The organism is Dickeya sp. MK7, from assembly GCF_000406305.1.
GTDB lineage: Bacteria > Pseudomonadota > Gammaproteobacteria > Enterobacterales > Enterobacteriaceae > Dickeya > Dickeya fangzhongdai.
In genome coordinates this window covers 412,241-430,536 of record NZ_CM001984.1, presented here as the reverse complement: position 1 = coordinate 430,536, position 18,296 = coordinate 412,241, and the positions used below count along the sequence as shown (strand labels likewise).

General features: G+C 59.3%; 15 protein-coding genes and 1 CRISPR repeat array. Of the genes, 7 read left to right on the top strand and 8 right to left on the bottom strand.

The window, feature by feature from the left end:
• The first annotated feature begins 401 nt into the window (after nucleotides 1–401).
• Genes DXXMK7_RS02040 through DXXMK7_RS02025 form a run of 4 tightly spaced genes read left to right on the top strand, consistent with a single transcriptional unit; the run spans nucleotide 402 to nucleotide 4,361 of the window.
• A complete protein-coding gene (locus tag DXXMK7_RS02040) occupies nucleotides 402–1,841 on the top strand; it encodes a circularly permuted type 2 ATP-grasp protein (RefSeq protein WP_038917635.1) in 1,440 nt (479 codons plus the stop codon).
• Nucleotides 1,835–2,764, top strand: a complete 930-nt coding sequence (locus tag DXXMK7_RS02035) for an alpha-E domain-containing protein (RefSeq protein WP_038917633.1) — start codon at nucleotides 1,835–1,837, stop codon at nucleotides 2,762–2,764. Before DXXMK7_RS02040 ends, DXXMK7_RS02035 begins: the two co-directional genes overlap by 7 nt.
• The gene (locus DXXMK7_RS02030) at nucleotides 2,761–3,582 is read left to right on the top strand and encodes a transglutaminase family protein (protein WP_038917632.1); all 822 of its coding nucleotides are present in this window, start codon (nucleotides 2,761–2,763) and stop codon (nucleotides 3,580–3,582) included. The genes DXXMK7_RS02035 and DXXMK7_RS02030 overlap by 4 nt, the downstream gene beginning before the upstream one ends.
• 29 nt (nucleotides 3,583–3,611) lie before the next feature.
• Complete coding sequence (locus DXXMK7_RS02025; protein ID WP_038917631.1) at nucleotides 3,612–4,361, top strand: proteasome-type protease; 750 nt, start codon at nucleotides 3,612–3,614, stop codon at nucleotides 4,359–4,361.
• 78 nt (nucleotides 4,362–4,439) lie between these two features.
• Here DXXMK7_RS02025 and DXXMK7_RS02020 read toward each other — a convergent pair whose 3' ends face one another.
• The 5 genes from DXXMK7_RS02020 to DXXMK7_RS02000 form a co-directional block, all read right to left on the bottom strand.
• On the bottom strand, nucleotides 4,440–6,035 hold the full coding sequence (locus DXXMK7_RS02020) for an ABC transporter ATP-binding protein (protein ID WP_038917629.1): 1,596 nt from the start codon (nucleotides 6,033–6,035) through the stop codon (nucleotides 4,440–4,442).
• Complete coding sequence (locus tag DXXMK7_RS02015; protein ID WP_038917627.1) at nucleotides 6,028–6,849, bottom strand: ABC transporter permease; 822 nt, start codon at nucleotides 6,847–6,849, stop codon at nucleotides 6,028–6,030. The genes DXXMK7_RS02020 and DXXMK7_RS02015 overlap by 8 nt, the downstream gene beginning before the upstream one ends.
• Before the next feature lie 27 nt (nucleotides 6,850–6,876).
• Nucleotides 6,877–7,875 carry an ABC transporter permease gene (locus DXXMK7_RS02010; protein WP_049842618.1) on the bottom strand — a complete coding sequence of 333 codons (999 nt, stop codon included), beginning with the start codon at nucleotides 7,873–7,875 and terminating at the stop codon, nucleotides 6,877–6,879.
• Between the two features lie 16 nt (nucleotides 7,876–7,891).
• Entirely contained in the window at nucleotides 7,892–9,433 is a 1,542-nt protein-coding gene (locus DXXMK7_RS02005; RefSeq protein WP_038917623.1) for an ABC transporter substrate-binding protein, read from the bottom strand.
• Between the two features lie 193 nt (nucleotides 9,434–9,626).
• Nucleotides 9,627–10,535: a homocysteine S-methyltransferase family protein gene (locus DXXMK7_RS02000; RefSeq protein WP_038917622.1), complete on the bottom strand. Its 909-nt coding sequence runs from the start codon at nucleotides 10,533–10,535 to the stop codon at nucleotides 9,627–9,629.
• Between the two features lie 379 nt (nucleotides 10,536–10,914).
• Between DXXMK7_RS02000 and nrdD the strand changes: the two genes are divergently transcribed.
• Together nrdD and nrdG are read left to right on the top strand one after the other, a co-directional pair.
• Entirely contained in the window at nucleotides 10,915–13,053 is a 2,139-nt protein-coding gene (gene nrdD / locus DXXMK7_RS01995) for an anaerobic ribonucleoside-triphosphate reductase (RefSeq protein WP_038917621.1), read from the top strand.
• A gap of 98 nt (nucleotides 13,054–13,151) precedes the next feature.
• Nucleotides 13,152–13,616: an anaerobic ribonucleoside-triphosphate reductase-activating protein gene (gene nrdG / locus DXXMK7_RS01990; protein ID WP_038917620.1), complete on the top strand. Its 465-nt coding sequence runs from the start codon at nucleotides 13,152–13,154 to the stop codon at nucleotides 13,614–13,616.
• Nucleotides 13,617–13,727: 111 nt separating this feature from the next.
• Here nrdG and DXXMK7_RS01985 read toward each other — a convergent pair whose 3' ends face one another.
• The 3 genes from DXXMK7_RS01985 to DXXMK7_RS01975 form a co-directional block, all read right to left on the bottom strand.
• Nucleotides 13,728–14,180 carry a YhbP family protein gene (locus DXXMK7_RS01985; RefSeq protein ID WP_038917619.1) on the bottom strand — a complete coding sequence of 151 codons (453 nt, stop codon included), beginning with the start codon at nucleotides 14,178–14,180 and terminating at the stop codon, nucleotides 13,728–13,730.
• Nucleotides 14,181–14,403: 223 nt separating this feature from the next.
• A complete protein-coding gene (locus tag DXXMK7_RS01980) occupies nucleotides 14,404–14,979 on the bottom strand; it encodes a putative toxin-antitoxin system toxin component, PIN family (protein WP_038917617.1) in 576 nt (191 codons plus the stop codon).
• Nucleotides 14,979–15,440: a helix-turn-helix domain-containing protein gene (locus DXXMK7_RS01975; RefSeq protein WP_038917616.1), complete on the bottom strand. Its 462-nt coding sequence runs from the start codon at nucleotides 15,438–15,440 to the stop codon at nucleotides 14,979–14,981. Before DXXMK7_RS01975 ends, DXXMK7_RS01980 begins: the two co-directional genes overlap by 1 nt.
• Nucleotides 15,441–15,987: 547 nt before the next feature.
• Between DXXMK7_RS01975 and DXXMK7_RS01970 the strand changes: the two genes are divergently transcribed.
• The gene (locus DXXMK7_RS01970; protein ID WP_038917615.1) at nucleotides 15,988–17,664 is read left to right on the top strand and encodes a methyl-accepting chemotaxis protein; all 1,677 of its coding nucleotides are present in this window, start codon (nucleotides 15,988–15,990) and stop codon (nucleotides 17,662–17,664) included.
• 59 nt (nucleotides 17,665–17,723) lie between these two features.
• A CRISPR array of direct repeats spans nucleotides 17,724–18,296; the repeat unit is 24 nt; unit sequence CGGTTTATCCCCGCTGGCGCGGGG.

Below are 18,296 nucleotides of genomic sequence, written 5' to 3'. Positions count from 1 at the left end.
CGTAGTGTTCGTAGTGTTCGTAGTGTTCGTAGTGTTCGTAGTGTTCGTAGTGTTCGTAGTGTTCGTAGTGTTCGTAGTGTTCACTGTAGCCGCAGGCATTTTGCTATAGCGTATTAAGATACTAGGACATTAAATCGCAATACGCAACATTTTGTCGCATCGAAGTATCTATCCAATATTAATGGTGCTTACCCAAATAGGTGCGCCCGCCTCCGCTATCGCACCATTCTCTCTCGTTATTTTCGCTGCATCACCCCGCTATAGCGCACCGTTCGTCGTCATTTGCACCAGCGAAGTGCAGTTTTTCCCCGCCGCCAGCAATAAGCAGCTCATTTACCACACTGGCATGTTTTCTGCATTTTTCTCAGTATCTTCCATCAAGCGGAATGCAGGGGACGACAATGATAAAAATGACGCTTCCGACCGCGCCTTACTACGATGAGATGCTCAGCGCAGAAGGCGGGCAACGCCAGCACTACGACGCCTACTGGCAATGGTTGCAACAGACTGACCAGCACGCTATCCGCCAGAAGAAAGAACAGGCGGAATTGCTGTTCCACCGGGTGGGGATTACCTTTAACGTGTATGGCGAAGAAGGCGGTACCGAGCGCCTGATTCCTTTTGACAGCGTGCCGCGCATCATTCCGGCCCATGAATGGCGCATGCTTGACCTTGGCATCCGCCAGCGCGTCAAAGCCCTCAACGCCTTCCTCTACGACATCTACCATCAGCAACACATTCTCAACGCCGGCATCGTGCCCCGCGAACAGGTGCTCGCCAACGAGCAGTATCAGCCGTGCATGCAGGGCGTCGACTTGCACAACAATATCTACGCCCACATCACCGGCATCGACATGGTGCGCAACAGCGACGGCCACTATTACGTGCTGGAAGACAATCTGCGCACGCCGTCCGGCGTGTCGTATATGCTGGAAAACCGCAAGATGATGATGCGGCTCTACCCGGACCTGTTCGCCAGCCAGCACATCGCGCCGGTGGAGCGTTACCCCAGCTACCTGTTGCAGACGCTGCGGGAAAGTACCCACGTCGACGACCCGACGGTGGTGGTAATGACGCCCGGCCGCTTCAACAGCGCCTATTTCGAGCACAGTTTCCTCGCCCAGCAAATGGGGGTGGAACTGGTGGAAAGCGCCGATCTGTTTGTCAAAGAAGGCGCGGTGTATATGCGCACCACCGAAGGCCCGTGCCGGGTGGATGTGATCTACCGCCGCATCGACGACGCCTTTCTTGACCCGCTGGCGTTCCGCGCCGATTCGATGCTCGGCGTGCCGGGGCTGCTGTCGGTGTACCGCGCCGGCGGCGTGGTGCTGGCGAACGCCATCGGCACCGGCGTGGCGGACGACAAATCCATCTACCCTTACGTGCCGGAGATGATCCGCTTTTACCTGTCCGAAGAGCCGATTCTCGGCAATATTCCCACCTGGCAGTGCCGCAAGCCCGACGATCTCAGCTACGTGCTGGCTCATCTGGACAGCATGGTAGTGAAAGAGGTTCACGGCGCGGGCGGCTACGGCATGCTGGTCGGCCCCAAATCCACCCGCCAGCAAATCGAGGATTTCCGCCAGCGATTGCTGGCTAACCCCGGCAACTATATTGCTCAGGACACGCTGGCGCTCTCCACCTGCCCGACGTTTGTCGAGGAAGGACTGGCGCCGCGCCACATCGACCTGCGCCCGTTCGTGCTGTACGGCGAGGAGATCCGGCTGGTGCCCGGCGGGCTGACCCGCGTGGCGCTGACCGAAGGCTCGCTGGTGGTGAACTCCTCGCAAGGAGGCGGCACCAAGGACACCTGGGTGATGGAGGAGGACGAATCATGCTAAGCCGTACCGCCAGCGAACTGTACTGGATGGCCCGTTATCTGGAACGGGCGGAGAGTTTTGCCCGCGTGCTGGACGTCACCTACAAGCTGTCGATGATGCCGCGTCACAACCAGCAGCAGCATGACCTGTCGCTGCCGCTCAACCTGACGTTTACTCACGAGCTGTTTCAGCAGCGCTACGCCCGCTTCACCATGAACAACCTGCTGAACTTCTTTGCGCTGGACAGCCACAACCCCAGCAGCATCTACAGTTGCATCGAAATGGCGTGGAATAACGCCCACGCGGTGCGCGGCAGTCTGTCGTCCGAAGTGTGGGAATGCATCAACACCACCCGCATCGATATCCGTAATCTGCGGCAGTCCGGGGTGGACAAGATCGGCATCGACGCCTTTTTCGACTGGGTGAAAGAGCGTGCGCACCTGTTTCGCGGCGCCATGTTCGGCACCCTGCTGCGCAACGACGCCCAGTGTTTTATCCGCATCGGCACCCTGATCGAACGGGCGTTCGCTACCGCGCAATTGCTGGCGGTCAAGGATCAGCAGCTCAACAACGACCCGGACCCGGTGCGTGAATACTACCGGCTCGACACCCTGCTGCGCGCGGTGAGCGCCCGCGAGGCGTACCACAGTATTTATCGCCAACCCATCAGCCGGGAAACCGTCACCGAATTGCTGGTGCTGCGCAACGACGTGCCGCGCTCGCTGCACGCCTGCGTGGGCGATCTGGTGCAACAGCTGGAGATGATCGGCAGCGAGCGGGCACGCATCCCGCAGCGGCAGGCTCACCTGCTGCACGTGGAGCTGCGCTTCGGCTCGATAGACGACGTACTGGCCGACGACCTGCAACATTACCTCAGTCGTTTCCTCATTAAAATCAATGGACTGGCTGACAGCATCCGTCATACCTATCTGGAGGCGCTATGAAACTCACCATCAATCACCTGACCCACTACCGTTACGATGAAGAAGTGAAGTTCAGCACCCAGTACCTGCGGCTCACGCCGCAGAGTTCCGCCCGCCAGCGTATCCGCGACTGGAAGCTGACGCTGCCGGCCTCGGCGGTCGCCACCACCGACGCCTACGGCAACCTGATGCACGTGCTAACGCTGGACCATCCTCATCACGACATTCTGATCCACGCTCAGGGTGTGGTGGAAATCGCCGATAATGGAGAAGAGCAGCCCGAGGAGAGCAGCGAGTCGCTGTCGCCGCTGGTGTTCCTGCGCGGCACCGAGCTGACCGAGGCGGACGAGCCGATCCGCGAGTTTGCCCGGCGCTATTACCGCGAGGCCGATCCGGCGGGCAGCCTGGAAACGCTGATGGCGGAGCTGCGGCTGAAAATGCCGTATACTCCCGGCGCCACCCGGGTGCACGATACCGCGGCGGCGGCTTTTGCCAAAGGCAAAGGGGTGTGTCAGGATCACTCCCACGTGTTCCTGGCCTGCTGTCGCAGCCTGCGCATTCCGGCGCGCTACGTCAGCGGCTACGTCTACAGCCGGGATACCGAGCACGTGGCGATGCACGCCTGGGCCGAAGCCTGGCTGAACGAGCGCTGGCACAGTTTTGATATCACCAACAATACCCGCCGGCTCAATCAGCACTTGCGGCTGGCGGTGGGGATGGATTATCTGGATGCCTGCCCGGTGCGCGGCAGCCGCCTCGGCGGTGGTTGTGAAGAGATGTTTTCCGAGGCTGAAGTGAGCCTGTTTGAGCGACAGCAGCAGGTGCAACAACAGCAATAGTGAGCACTGTTTAACTCAAAAGGTGTTGTATGACCTACTGTGTGGCCATGCGTCTGTCTGACGGTCTGGTTTTCGCTTCCGACTCCCGTACCAACGCGGGGGTCGACCACATCGCAACCTTCAGAAAGCTCCATGTGTTCCGTCAGGAAGGCGAACGGGTGCTGGTGCTGCAGTCCGCCGGCAATCTCGCCACCACCCAGAGCATCATCAGCCTGCTGAACGCCCGCATTCAGGACCAGCACACGCCGAACCTGATGCAGGTCAGCACGCTGTACGACGCCGCCACGCTGGTGGGCGAAACCGTGCGCGAGGTCATTCACCGCGACAGCCAGGCCCAGCAAAACGGCAGCAGCACCAATTTCGGCTGCAACCTGCTGCTGGGCGGTCAGATTGGCGACGAAACGCCGCGGCTGTTCCACATCTATCCGGAAGGCAATTTTATCGAAGCCACCGTCGACACCCCCTACTTTCAGATCGGCGAAAGCAAGTACGGCAAACCGATTATCGACCGGGTACTGACGGCGGACACCTCGCTGGAACAGGCGATGTGCTGCGCGCTGATTTCCATCGACTCCACGCTGCGCAGCAACCTATCGGTCGGCCTGCCGCTGGACGTGATGATTTATCGCACCGGCAGCTTCGATGCCAGCGAACAGCACCGCATCACCGAAAGCGACCCTTACTTCGTCGCCATCCGCAAAGCCTGGTCGGAAGGCCTATTGAATACCTTTCGGCAACTGCCGCCGTTTCCGGCGCAGGGCATGCCGCCAAAACAGTAAACGTCGGGATGTTTGATGCGAATACCGGGCCGACAACAACACGTGCCCGGTAGAAACGGATGATTCCGCCCGCGCCAATCAGTACCCCTTATCCATCACTTCCCGCAGCCAGCCGCAGCGCATTTCCGGCACCGCCAGCAGCAGTTGCTGCGTGTAGTCGTCCAGCGGCGGTGACAGCGCTTGCGCTACCTGCCCTTGCCGGACAATGCGCCCCTGGCGCAGCACCGCCACGGTATCGGCCACTTCCCGCACCACGTGTAAATCGTGGGTGATGAACAGATAGGCGACGCCGGTTTCCTGCTGGATCTGGCGCAGTAGCGAGAGCACGTCGCGCGCCACCAGCGGGTCCAACGCCGATGTCGGTTCGTCGCAGACGATAAGCGACGGCTGCGCCGCCAGCGCGCGGGCGATACATACCCGCTGTTTTTGACCGCCGGACAGCGCGGTGGGATAACGCTGCGCCATCTCCGGCGGCAATCCGACCTGATGCAGCAGGTCGTTCACACGCGAACGTCGCGTCGCGGCGTCCAGTTGGGTCAGGCACACCATCGCCCGCTCAATCTGCACGCCGATCGGCAGACGCGGGTTGAGCGCGGTATCCGGGTGCTGGTGAATCATCTGGACAGCTTGCAACTGGGCGCGACTGCGCTGCGCCAGTCGCGGCGGCAAGGCGTCGCCATTCAGTCGAATCTCGCCGCCCGCCGGAGCCAGCAGCCCGCACAGGGTACGCCCAAGCGTCGATTTGCCGGAGCCGGATTCGCCGATCACCGCCAGTGTGCGTCCGCGCGCCAGTTGCAGCGACACGTCCTGCAATACCGGCTGTTGCTGGTAACGGGCATCAAGATGGCGGATATCCAGCAGGACGTCGCCGGTCGCCGGTTGCGGCGTTTTCGGCTCGCCGCGCGCCTGTAGCAGCGCGCGGGTGTACTCTTCGGCTGGGTTTTCCAGCAATGGCGCGGTGTCGCCGGTTTCCACCTGACGGCCGTGACGCAGCACCATGATGCGGTGGCTGATTTGCGCCACCACCGCCAGATCGTGACTGATATACAGCGCGGCCACGCCGGTCAGGCGGATAATATCATCGATGGCGTTGAGCACCCCGAGTTGGGTGGTGACGTCCAGCGCGGTGGTCGGCTCGTCAAAAATAATCAGGTCGGGGCCGGCGCACATCGCCATCGCGATCATCGCCCGCTGCAACTGCCCGCCGGAAACCTGATGCGGGTAGCGCTGGAAAAAGATCTGCGGTTCCGGCAGCGACAGCTGTGCAAACAGTTCGATCGCCCGCGTGATGGCCTGCTGACGCGACAGCACGCCGTGGCGTACCGCCGTTTCAATCACCTGCTCGCCGATGCGCTGCGCCGGGTTGAACGACGCGCTGGCCGACTGCGCCACATACGCGATGCGCGCGCCGCGCACCCGCCGTAACTGCCGCTCCGATAACGCCGCCAGGTCGCTGTTGTTATCGCCGTTCTGAAACCAGATATGCCCGCTGTCGATACGCATGCCGTGACGGCAGTGGCCGAGAATCGCCTGGCCGATGGTGGACTTGCCCGCGCCGGACTCGCCAATCAGCCCCAGCACTTCGCCTTTATTGAGGGTAAAGCTGATGTCCTGCACCAGCGCCCGACCGCCCGCCATGACGCGCAGATGTTCAACCCGCAGCAACTCACTCATGACGGCCTCCGCGCCAGTTACGCCCATCGCGGCTCAGCAGCCAGTCGGCCACCACATTGAGCGACACCGCCAGCAGGGCGATAGCCGCCCCCGGCACCAGCGCCGCCCATACGCCAAACAAAATGCCGTCTTTGTTGTCGCGCGCCAGCCCGCCCCAGTCGGCGGTCGGCGGCTGGATCCCCAGCCCCAGAAACGACAGCGCCGACAGAAACAGCAGGATGAAGATGAAGCGCAGCGCGAACTCCGCCACCAGCGTGTTGCGCGCGTTCGGCAAAATTTCGCGCCACAGAATCCAGCCCATCGACTCGCCGCGCATGCGCGCCGCTTCGATGAACTCCTGCGTGGCGATATCCACCGCCAGCGCGCGCGAAACGCGCAGCACGCGGGTGGCCTCCAGCACGCCCAGCACCAGAATGATGATCAGCGTGCTTTTCGGCAGCATCGCCAATACCACCAGCGCCAGAATCAGCGTCGGGATCGCCATCAGCACGTCGTTAACGCGGGAAATCAGTTGGTCGACCCAGCCGCCGCACACCCCGGCCAGAAACCCCAGCCCGGCGCCCAGCACAAACGCCAATGCGGCCGCCAGCGCGGTCACCGCCAGCGAAGTGCGGGTACCCCAGACTAAACGGGAGAACAGATCGCGCCCGATATTGTCGGTGCCGAGCCAGACCTGCGGCATCGGCCCCAGCCAGGCGCCGCCGACCACCTTGTCGGCCGGGTAAGGCGCAATCCAGGGCGCAAACAGCGCCACCCCAATAAACAGGCCCAGCCCCAGCAGGCCGAACGCCACGGAAGGTTTCACAGCAGGCATGTACAGATATCCATTCGGTTGACGGTATTACCGCCGGGCATGGCGCAAACGCGGATTCGCCATCAGCGATACCACGTCCGCCAGCAGATTAAGCAGGATGTAAATCGTCGCCAGCACCAGCGCGCAGCCCTGAATCACCGGCATGTCGCGCTTGCTGATGCTGTCGACCATATACTGCCCCAGCCCTGGGTAAACAAACACGCTTTCGACGATCACTACCCCCACCATCAGATATGCCAGGTTGAGCACGATAACGTTGATGATCGGCCCCCAGGCGTTGGGCAGCACGTGGCGCAGCAGAATAGCGGAAGGCGACATCCCTTTCAGCAACGCCGTGTCGACATAGGCCGCGTTTTGCGCGCCGATCAACGCCGCGCGAGTCATGTTGCTCATGTGCCCCAGCACCGCCAGCACCAGCGTCAGGCACGGCAGCGCGATGGCGGTCAGATGCGCGCCGAGCGGCATACCATCGCTGACGCTGCTGTTGCTCGGCAGCCAGAACAGGGTGATGGAAAAAATCAGAATCAGCAGGTAGCCGGAGAAAAACTCCGGCAGCGCCACCGCGACGCGGGTAAACAGGTTCAGTAGCCTGTCCAGCCAACTGCCCTGATAACGCACCGACAGAAAGCCGATCAGCAGCGCCAGCGGCACCGCAATCACCGCCGTGCACCCGGCAAGAAACAGCGTGTTTTCCAGCCGCCAGGCCAGCACCGGCGCAATGCTCTGACGGCTGGTGAAGCTGTGGCCGAAATCGCCGCCCAGCACGCCCCACAGCCAGCCGAGATAGCGCGAAACCGCCGGCTGATCCAACCCCAGTTGGGCATTCAGCGCCCGCACCGCTTCCGGCGTCGCCGTCTGCCCCAGAATGGCGGTGGCGGCGTTGCCCGGCAACAGCTGGATACCGGCGAAAATCAGCGCCGATACCACCGCGATCATCGCCACGCCCGCCAGCAGACGCCGCAGAATCAGCGTCAGCAGCGGGTAGCGCTCGGTCCATTGGTAAAGATCGGTCCATCGGTGAAGAATCGTCACGTTACCCGCCTCAGGCCAGCCACACTTTTTCCGCCGCGCGGTTGCCGCTCAGCGGGAAGCCCGGAATGGCGGTCAGCCCTTTCACCTTATTGCTGCAGGCATCGAGCGCGTCAGCGTATAGCGGGATGATTTCGCTGCCCTTGTCCACCAACATCACCTGAATGTCGTGGTAGATCTGACGACGCTTTTCTTCGTTCACTTCACCGCGCGCCGCCTGCACCAGTTGGTCGAAGCCGGCGTCTTTCCAGGCGGACTCGTTCCACGGCGCCTGACTGGTGAACACCAGCGACAGCAGCGCATCGGCGGTCGGACGCACCGACCAGTTGGAGGAGACGAACGGTTTTTTCATCCACACATTGTCCCAGAAAGCGTCGTCCGGCACGCGCTCCACATTCAGCGGAATACCGGCTTTCTGCGCAGACGCCTGATACAGCTGGCCAGCGTCCACCGCGCCGGGGAAACCGGCATCGGCGACCGACAGCGTCAGCGGGCCGCTGAAACCGGCTTTCTGCCAGTGCCATTTGGCTTTTTCCGGATCGTACGGACGCTGGGGAATGTCTTTGGCGAAATAACGGTTGGACGGGAAAATCGGGTTGTCGTTGGCTACGCTGGCGTAGCCGCCCAGCACGGTGTCGATGATCTGCTGGCGATCGATGGCGTATTTCAGCGCCAGCCGGCCGTCTTCGGTGTTGAACGGCGCCACATTGCCGAGGCCGGGGAAAGTGAAAATCTGGCTGTCGCGCGAGCGCAACAGTTGCAGGGTCGGCATGTTCTGGATACGGCCGACGATGCGCGGGTTAACGCGGTTAATGATGTGCGCCGAGCCGCTCACCAGCGCCGCCACGCGGGCGGTGGAGTCGTTCATCGCCAGCGTTTCGACCGAGTCGACGTGGCCGCGTTCGCTGTTCCAGTGATTCGGGTTACGTTTCACCAGCGTGCGCACGCCCGGCTGGAAGCTCTCCAGCATAAAGGCGCCGGTGCCGATGCCCTTGTCGAAGCTCTCGTTTTCCGGGGTAATGGCAAAGTGCACGTCGCTCAGCAGCGCGACGAATTCCACGTTCGGTTCGCTCAGGCGGATAGTCACTTCATGGCTGCCGGTGGCGTCCATCGCTATCACCGGGTCCAGATAGCCTTTCACCGACGAGCTGGATTTCTCGCCGCGGTGATGGTTGAGCGAGTAGATCACGTCTTTGGCGCCGAGCGTACGGCCATCGTGGAACTGCACGCCTTGGCGGATGTGCAGCACCCAGGTGCGGCCGCCGTCTTTGCTGTCCCAGGATTCGGCCAGCGACGGCGCCAGTTCGCCTTTTTCGTCCAGTTCCAGCAGGTTGTTGAACAGTTGGGAACCCACGAAGTACATATAAGTCTCGAACCAGAACGCCGGGTCGAGGCGGTCGGTGCTGGAGGCGTTGTCCACGCCGACAATCAGGTGACCGCCCTTTTTCGGTTGTTCACCGCCTTCCGCTCCCCAGGCGGCGCTCAACGGCCAGCCGGTAGCGGCCGCGGCGACAGACAGGGCGCAGGCGCTCTTGATAAAATGACGACGATTCATGTTGTGTTCCCTTCGTGAGTGCTCATCCGTTACGGATGATTATTATCCCCGTCATACTTCAAGTTGCAGGTGCGTTGGCTTTCCTCGCTCACCCCAGTCACTTACTAAAGTAAGCTCCTGGGGATTCGCTGCGTCGCCGCCTTCCTGCAGCTCGAATTATTTAGGGGACATATCGTTATATTTTTCGCCGCCATCAGGACTGACGGTGAAATGCCTGCGCCAGACGGGCGATGTGCTCCGGGCCGATGCCGCAGCAGCCGCCGACCAGCGACGCCCCCTGCGCCACCCATTCCTGCGCCCATTGCAGGTATCCTTCCGGGTGCGTGTCGGTACGTAAACGGCTCAGCCCTTCGTTAGCGCCGCGCTGATTATCTTCCGGCTCGAAGGCGTTGGCATACACGCCCACGCCGATATTGGCGGGCTGCGCTTGCAGCACCGCGCTCGCCTGCGCCACCGCCGGCGCCATCACTTCCGGCCGACTACAGTTAAACAGCACATTGGCGGCGTGCAGGCGGGCAGCCGTTTGCGCCGCGTCCGTCACGGTTTCGCCGGAACGCAGGCGGGCGTGGCCGTCGGCATCCAGTTCATCCTGCAACGTAAACGACAGCCACAGCTCGCGCGGATCGCTCGCCAGCAGCTCGCGCACCAGCGTCACCTCCGCCAGCGAACTCTGGGTTTCCGCCAGCCACACATCCACGTAGGGATTCAGGGCGTCGATGAGCGTTTTCAGAATCGGCGTCGCCGCGGCGGCGTCGAACAGATCCGGACGATAAGAACCCAGCACCGGCGGCAGCGAACCGGCGACGCGCACCGAATGCGCAGCGGCATCCGCCGCCTGACGGGCCAGTTGCCCGGCCAGTGTCGCCAGCGCCTGACCGCGCGCGTTGAACACCGCCTCGCTAATATGGAAAGGCACCACGGCGTAGCTATTAGTCGTAATCACCTGCGCGCCGGCGGCAATAAAGCTGTCATGCACCCGCCGCACATGCTGCGGCGACTCCATCAGCGCCAACGCCGACCACTCCGGCTGGCGAAAAGGCGCGCCGATGCGTGCCAGTTCACGCCCCATTCCCCCGTCCAGAATCAGAACGTTGTCTGCCATCGTCTTTCCTTATCGCGTAAAAAAATTTCCCGCCACCATACAAAAAACCCTATATGGATGTCTAGATGCCTTGATAGCCAAAAAGCACAGACTGTCGTCAGGCCAGTGATGACGGGGCTGCATCACGGCCGGTCACTTTTGTGCGTTATTTGTACAAGACTGATTTATCTACGATGCCGGAATTTCCTTGAGCCAGGTCAATTTCGGCGCAATAAAACCGGGTCCCCTCCCAGGCGAATTCAATATATAGTGTCTATCCTTTTACAAGAACCTACATATTGTGTTTATCCACAAGAACATCCACAGCCTCCGCATCCGTTGTCAGCCGCGGCTTCCGCCTGTGGATAACATCAACAAAGGAAGAACACCGAGGAACAACATGAAACCAGTAGTGATTAAACGGGACGGATGTCAGGTACCTTTTGACGAAAACCGAATCAATGACGCAGTCATCAAAGCGGCAAAAGCTGCCGGCGTGGATGATGCGGACTACTGTGCCACCGTCGCCGGCGCCGTCGCTCAGCAGGTGCAGGGAAAAGCGCGCGTTGATATTCGCGAGATTCAGAACGTGGTGGAAAACCTGCTGATGTCCGGCAAGTACAAGCAACTGGCGCGTACCTATATCGAATACCGCCACGACCGCGATGTGGCTCGTGAGCGTCAGGGGCGGTTGAATCAGGAAATCCGCGGACTGGTGGAGCAAAGCAACGTCGCCCTGCTCAACGAAAACGCCAACAAGGACAGCAAGGTCATCCCTACCCAGCGCGACCTGCTGGCGGGGATTGTCGCCAAACATTACGCCAAACAGCACATCCTGCCGCGCGACGTGGTGCTGGCTCACGAACGCGGCGAGATCCATTACCACGACCTCGACTACTCGCCGTTCTTCCCCATGTTCAACTGCATGCTGATCGACCTCAACGGCATGCTGACGCAGGGTTTCAAGATGGGCAACGCGGAAATAGAGCCGCCCAAGTCCATCTCCACCGCTACCGCGGTCACCGCGCAGATCATCGCGCAGGTCGCCAGCCATATCTACGGCGGCACCACCATCAACCGTATCGATGAAATTCTGGCGCCGTTCGTCACCGCCAGCCACGAGAAGCACTGCGCCGTGGCGCGCGAATGGCAGATTCCGGACGCCGAAGGCTACGCGCTCAGCCGTACCGAGAAAGAGTGCTACGACGCTTTCCAGTCGCTGGAGTACGAAGTCAACACCCTGCACACCGCCAACGGCCAGACGCCGTTCGTCACCTTCGGTTTTGGGCTTGGCACCAGTTGGCAATCGCGGCTGATTCAGCAGTCGATCCTGCGCAACCGTATCGCCGGACTGGGCAAAAACCACAAGACGGCGGTGTTCCCGAAACTGGTGTTCGCCATCCGTGACGGCGTTAACCACAAACCGGGCGACGCGAATTACGACATCAAGCAACTGGCTCTGGAGTGCGCCAGCAAGCGCATGTACCCGGATATTCTCAATTACGATCAGGTGGTGGAAGTCACCGGCTCGTTCAAGACGCCGATGGGCTGCCGCAGTTTCCTGGGGATATACGAAGAAAACGGCGAACAGATCCACGACGGCCGCAACAACCTGGGCGTCATCAGCCTGAACCTGCCGCGCATCGCGCTGGAAGCCCACGGCGACGAAGCCCGCTTCTGGCAATTGCTGGACCAGCGGCTGCTGCTGGCGAAAAAGGCGCTGATGACGCGTATCGCGCGGCTGGAAAATGTAAAAGCCCGTGTAGCGCCTATACTTTATATGGAAGGGGCATGCGGAGTACGCCTGAAGGCGGACGACAATATCGCCGAGATTTTCAAGAACGGCCGCGCTTCCATTTCGCTGGGTTATATCGGGGTGCATGAGACCATCAACGCCCTGTTCGGCAATCAGGTTCATGTGTTCGATGATGAAACCCTGCGGCAGAAAGCGGTGGCGATTATCGCCCGTTTGAAGGCCGCGACCGAAGGCTGGAAGGAAGAGACCGGTTATGGTTTCAGCCTGTACAGTACGCCAAGCGAAAACCTGTGCGACCGCTTCTGTCGTCTGGATACCGCTGAATTCGGCGTAGTGGCCGGCGTCACCGACAAAGGCTACTACACCAACAGCTTCCATCTCGACGTGGAGAAAAAGGTCAATCCGTACCAGAAGATCGATTTTGAGGCCCCTTATCCGCCGCTGGCGAATGGCGGTTTTATCTGTTACGGCGAGTATCCCAACCTGCAGCACAACCTCAGGGCGCTGGAAGACGTATGGGACTACAGCTACACCCGAGTCCCTTATTACGGCACCAACACGCCGATCGACGAGTGCTACGAGTGCGGCTTTACCGGCGAGTTCGACTGCACCAGCAAAGGCTTTACCTGCCCGCAGTGCGGTAACCACGACTCCTCGCGCGTCTCGGTGACGCGGCGGGTGTGCGGCTACCTGGGTAGCCCGGATGCGCGTCCGTTCAACGCCGGCAAGCAGGAAGAGGTCAAACGCCGGGTAAAACACCTTGCCAGCGGACAACTGGGCTGACAGTCTGCGCCGCGCTCCTTCTGGGCGCGCGGCCTCATGCACGACTGCGGCGTTAGGCTGATGCCGCCCGGTGGGCGGCCTTTTGGACGGTAATCGCTATGAACTACCATCAATACTACCCGGTGGATGTGGTCAACGGTCCGGGAACGCGCTGTACGCTGTTTGTGGCAGGCTGCGAGCACCAGTGCGCCGGCTGCTATAACCAGAGCACCTGGCGAGTGAACTCCGGGCACCCTTTCACGCAGGAAATGGAAGATCGCATCATCGCCGATCTGCAAAACACCGACGTACCGTTGCAGGGACTGTCGCTGTCGGGCGGCGACCCGCTGCACCCGCAAAACGTGCCCGATATCCTGCGGCTGGTGAAACGGGTGCATGACGAATGCCCCGGTAAGAATATCTGGATGTGGACCGGTTATCGGCTGGATGAACTGACGCCGGAACAGCGCGACATAGTGGATCTGATCAACGTGCTGGTGGACGGCCGGTTCGTGCAGGAACAGCGGGATTTGACGCTGATATGGCGCGGCAGCCGCAATCAGGTGATTCACCATCTGCGCTGAGCCGGCGGCGGGTACAGACAAACCGCGTGGCGCAGGCATCGCTCCACGCGGATACCGTTAGATGAAAACGGCACATATATGGAAAACCGGCACACGGAAAACCGACGTCGGTTACATCGGTTCCGTCACCGTATCACGACGCCAAAGGTGCTTTTTTCCAAACCCCAGCGCGTTATCGGTCATTTTCATTTCATTGATCGACAGCTTCCAGACCGGCGCGCCGCTGCTGCGGGCAATCGGAAAGCGAACGTTATAGCGACTGCGCGCCTGCGCTTCTTCATCGCCGCTCAATCGGCTGATCTCGCCCAGAAACTGCACGCCTTTAATCAGCAGCACGCTCTTCGGCTGACCATTGACCGTGCCCGCCACCTGTGGGCATCGCCGCATAATCTCGCCATGCCTCGTATCCGGTTCCGTCATCAGATAAAAGGCGATCTGTTCATCATCAAACACATAAAAGCAGTTAGCACACCATAAATCGTCATCGTCGCTGACACACAGCGTCAGCACATGCAATTTCTTCAGATAGCGGGAAATAACTCCCAGGGTATTCTCTGCCTCCACGGCCCCTCTCCCGGTAGAACGTCGTTAATCCTTGCCTGACCGGATAGCATCAGTCCCTGTTATCACGAACTGCACATAATGCCACTTCCCGGGCAAAATACAGACCTGTTGCGCGGATATTTTGCCCGAGATTGATAGAAAAAACGGATAACGTCTTCACAGAAAGGGAAATTTTGGTGATGTTGGCGGTGGGTTGGATTGTCCGCTATGGTCACCAAGCAGACTAAATCAGGGCGTGGAATTTACTCAATTCTTTTACTGTTTGCGGTAAGCTCTGCCGGAGTAACGCATCAAGATACTCATCAACCGATTTAGGCGGTTTTCTCATGCTGTGACGCTGCCTGCTTACTGCGGATAACACAAGCGCCTGATTCAAATCGAGCAGGTCTGTGATGAAATCATCCGGGTGTAGCGCTTCAATGCCAAAGTTATCGATCTCGGGATGGGGAAAATCTTTCAGGTTAAACGTAACGATGATTTCAGCGTTACTGCGAATGGCGGCTGCAACCACATGCTGATCATCAGGATCAGGGAGCGTGATGCCTGGAATGAGCGCTTCAAACCCAGTAATCATCGCATCAGGAATAGCCTGATTCATCAGCTCGCGTGTCCGCGAGATTTGCTCCGGGGTTAAATCAGGTCTATTCAGCAGTAGATTGCGTTGCCATTCATCCTCGATGATGGCCGTCCACTTAGGCTGATACAGCCCTGTTAGTCCTAAGTGGATTAATAAATCCCGCAGGAGAGATGGATAAATTACGCACGCATCTAGCACGACAGGATAAGGTGTATGGGTCATTAGTACAATCCAAGCTCTTGGCTATGATCTGCCAACGCCTGCATTGCTCTACTGCTTTCATTATCCCTCTGGTGTTTATAGTCCATCAGGTCAGCGAAAAGCACACGGCGGTGGCGACCAGTTTTATGAAAAGGTAGTTTCCCATCCTCCAGAAGCTTCACCATGTGAGGGCGTGAAACATTCAGAATGTTGGCTGCCTCCTGTGTCGTTAATTCAGCATGAACAGGAACAACCTGAACCGCGTTACCCACAGCCAGCTCGCCTAAAATCGACATCAATAATGTCAGTGCCGACGTCGGTAATTCGACCTGACGAGTGTTGTTATCTGCGTCCTGAATCGAGATTTTTTGTGTTTCCATCTTTGTGGAGAGATAGGCAGCAAGCTCCCTTTGTCCACGAACAGCCGCCTCAATCTCCCCTGGTGCCGGAAGGCTCAGGCTATCAAGAATTGAGTTTGTCATTTTGGGTATTCCATTTTCAGTTTGAGGTCTAGTGATAACCGTAACGGTTGCAATCAGACTATACGAAATAAACGAAAAGCACAACAAACGAAATAAACGAAACAACGCCGAGTTCGACAAGCAACCGCAGAGGTGCATGGTTTATCCCCGCTGGCGCGGGGAACACCTCGGCGGTAGGGTCGTCACGGGGGCGCTCAGCAGCCAAAGAACCCTGGCTTATTTTCAGCAGCACAGACGAGTTTAAGCCACGTGAAGTGATGAAAAATTAGCGGAGAATGTCCTGCGACACTCTCCGCTAATGTTAAGACGAACGGTGCTGAGCACCGTTCTTAACCACCTCGCCAACACCTACCGGAGTATGGTGTTGGTTTATTAGCGCTGATTTTATGGGGATCCCTCAGGACCCCCGTGGGGAAAAAGAGTCAACACAAATCCGGCGAGCCTGCTGCACACCTGAGAATATCTGCTATACAAATCACTGAGCACATCCGTTACGTCGAACATAAGAAAATCTGACAAACAGCGACAGAGAAACCCAGGAGTAAAAATGAAAAACTACAACATTGGTATTCGGCTATCCATAGGGTTTGGGATACTTATCGCATTTTCGTTAACCATGCTTGCCAGCGGCATCTATCAACTCCGCCAGATTAGCCAAAACGCGGAACAGATTATGCAAATACCGCTGCGCAAAGAACGGCTGGTGGCGGACTGGGGCGCGGCTCTCGCCGCCGGCATACAACGGGCCACCGCCACCGCGCGCAGCAGTGATGCCTCACTGACGCAGGTGTTCGCGGCGGATAACGCCAACGCAACCAAAGAGAACAATGAGCGTGCGGCGCAATTTACCGCGCTGGTGTCTTCGAGTGAAGAAAAGGCCCTGCTGGATAACTTAAACACCAACCGTCAGGCGTACATCAAAGCGCGGGATGACATTTTCGCCGCCAAGTCAGCGGGAAACTCGGAACAGGCCAAGCAATTCTTTGAACAAAGATTGCAGCCTATCGCCATCGAGTACCAAAAAAGCATGAACATCTTGCGCGACTACCAGCGCACCAGCATTGACCGGATGCGGATGGACATTGCCGAACGCGCCAGTAACAGCTATTTCTTTCTCGGCGGGCTGGGGGTGTTGATTACCGTCATCGGTTCGCTGCTCGCCTGGATGCTGACCCGCAGCATTGTGCGCCCGCTGCAAAAAGCGGTACTGATAACGCATGCCGTCGCCAAAGGCGATCTCACCGCAGAGATCTCCCCGCAAGGCCGCGATGAACTGGCGCAGCTGCAATTCGCGCTAAAAGCCATGATCGCCCAGTTACGGACGGTGGTCGGAGAGGTGCGCGAAGGGGCAGAAGCCATCGCCGGCGCATCATCGCAGCTCTCAGCGGGCAACCTGGACCTCTCAAGCCGTACCGAAGAGCAGTCCGGCGCGCTGCAAGAAACAGCGTCCTCGATCGAACAGCTCACCTCGACCGTTCGGCACAATGCCGATAACGCCAGACAAGCCAGCCAGTTGGCGCAAGATACCGCCATTCAGGCGCAATCCGGCGGGCAACTGGTCAGCGAAGTGGTGCAAACCATGGGCGCTATCGATAGCTCTTCCAAAAAAATCGTCGATATCATCGGCGTCATCGACAGCATCGCGTTTCAGACCAATATCCTGGCGCTCAATGCAGCGGTTGAAGCGGCTCGCGCCGGCGAGCAAGGCCGGGGGTTTGCGGTGGTGGCAAGCGAAGTGCGCAGTCTGGCCCAACGCAGCGCCTCGGCCGCCAGAGAAATCAAAGAGCTTATCGGTCACTCGGTACAAACGGTGGACGCCGGGAACCAACTGGTGGAAAAAGCCGGCGCCTCAATTCAGGGAATTGTGGATGGCGTGCGCAAAGTGAGCGAGCTGGTGGGGGAAATCAGCGTCGCCAGTCAGGAGCAGTCGCTTGGCATCGAACAGGTGAATATGGCGATCAATAAGATGGAGCAAACCACCTTGCAAAATGCCTCGCTGGTCAGAGAAGGCAACACCGCCACGCAAGCCTTGCAACAGCAGGCCGAACAGTTAAAACAGGTGGTCAGCATCTTCCATCAGGAAGAAACCAGCCACCGCGCTTATAGCGCACCCGGCAACAAACCCCGGCTTTCCGCCCCACCCGCCGCGAAAACACTGGCGTTAAAACCGGCGGCATCATCGGGCAAGGCATCAGGCAGCGAGGACGACTGGCACGCGTTTTAACCCAAACCTGAGTAGTGGCTTTTTCCGTAACCGGTCGCCGATCAGGCTATCTTAATCAACGGGTTATCCCCGCTGGCGCGGGGAACACGCCCTGTACAACCAGGTAAACGGCCGTCGTGTCGGTTTATCCCCGCTGGCGCGGGGAACACCGATTCCCATCCACTAAAGCCCGTTTCTGCACCGGTTTATCCCCGCTCTCGCGGGGAACACTTTTTTATCGCCTGCGACCCACTCCAGCCATTCGGTTTATCCCCGCTGGCGCGGGGAACACATACGCATCCATATGCCAGCTGCCGTTGTCCACGGTTTATCCCCGCTGGCGCGGGGAACACCCGCTCATTCCAGTAATTCCACGGAACATTAACGGTTTATCCCCGCTGGCGCGGGGAACACGCTTTGGTCGGCCAATCGGCGTACAAACCCGCCGGTTTATCCCCGCTGGCGCGGGGAACACCAGGTTTGATGCAAGCGCCTGCTCGCGGAACTCGGTTTATCCCCGCTGGCGCGGGGAACACCGTATCGTTAACCGAGCCGGACTTAATAACCACGGTTTATCCCCGCTGGCGCGGGGAACACTCCAGTACGGTAAGGATGGTGCCCATTGCATCCGGTTTATCCCCGCTGGCGCGGGG

Bases quoted from the DNA above. Each gene is read 5' to 3' on its own strand.
- DXXMK7_RS02040 (WP_038917635.1), top strand. From the start codon at position 402: ATGATAAAAATGACGCTTCCGACCGCGCCTTACTACGATGAGATGCTC.
- DXXMK7_RS02035 (WP_038917633.1), top strand. From the start codon at position 1,835: ATGCTAAGCCGTACCGCCAGCGAACTGTACTGGATGGCCCGTTATCTG.
- DXXMK7_RS02030 (WP_038917632.1), top strand. From the start codon at position 2,761: ATGAAACTCACCATCAATCACCTGACCCACTACCGTTACGATGAAGAA.
- DXXMK7_RS02025 (WP_038917631.1), top strand. From the start codon at position 3,612: ATGACCTACTGTGTGGCCATGCGTCTGTCTGACGGTCTGGTTTTCGCT.
- DXXMK7_RS02020 (WP_038917629.1), bottom strand. From the start codon at position 6,035: ATGAGTGAGTTGCTGCGGGTTGAACATCTGCGCGTCATGGCGGGCGGT.
- DXXMK7_RS02015 (WP_038917627.1), bottom strand. From the start codon at position 6,849: ATGCCTGCTGTGAAACCTTCCGTGGCGTTCGGCCTGCTGGGGCTGGGC.
- DXXMK7_RS02005 (WP_038917623.1), bottom strand. From the start codon at position 9,433: ATGAATCGTCGTCATTTTATCAAGAGCGCCTGCGCCCTGTCTGTCGCC.
- DXXMK7_RS02000 (WP_038917622.1), bottom strand. From the start codon at position 10,535: ATGGCAGACAACGTTCTGATTCTGGACGGGGGAATGGGGCGTGAACTG.
- nrdD (WP_038917621.1), top strand. From the start codon at position 10,915: ATGAAACCAGTAGTGATTAAACGGGACGGATGTCAGGTACCTTTTGAC.
- nrdG (WP_038917620.1), top strand. From the start codon at position 13,152: ATGAACTACCATCAATACTACCCGGTGGATGTGGTCAACGGTCCGGGA.
- DXXMK7_RS01980 (WP_038917617.1), bottom strand. From the start codon at position 14,979: ATGACCCATACACCTTATCCTGTCGTGCTAGATGCGTGCGTAATTTAT.
- DXXMK7_RS01975 (WP_038917616.1), bottom strand. From the start codon at position 15,440: ATGACAAACTCAATTCTTGATAGCCTGAGCCTTCCGGCACCAGGGGAG.
- DXXMK7_RS01970 (WP_038917615.1), top strand. From the start codon at position 15,988: ATGAAAAACTACAACATTGGTATTCGGCTATCCATAGGGTTTGGGATA.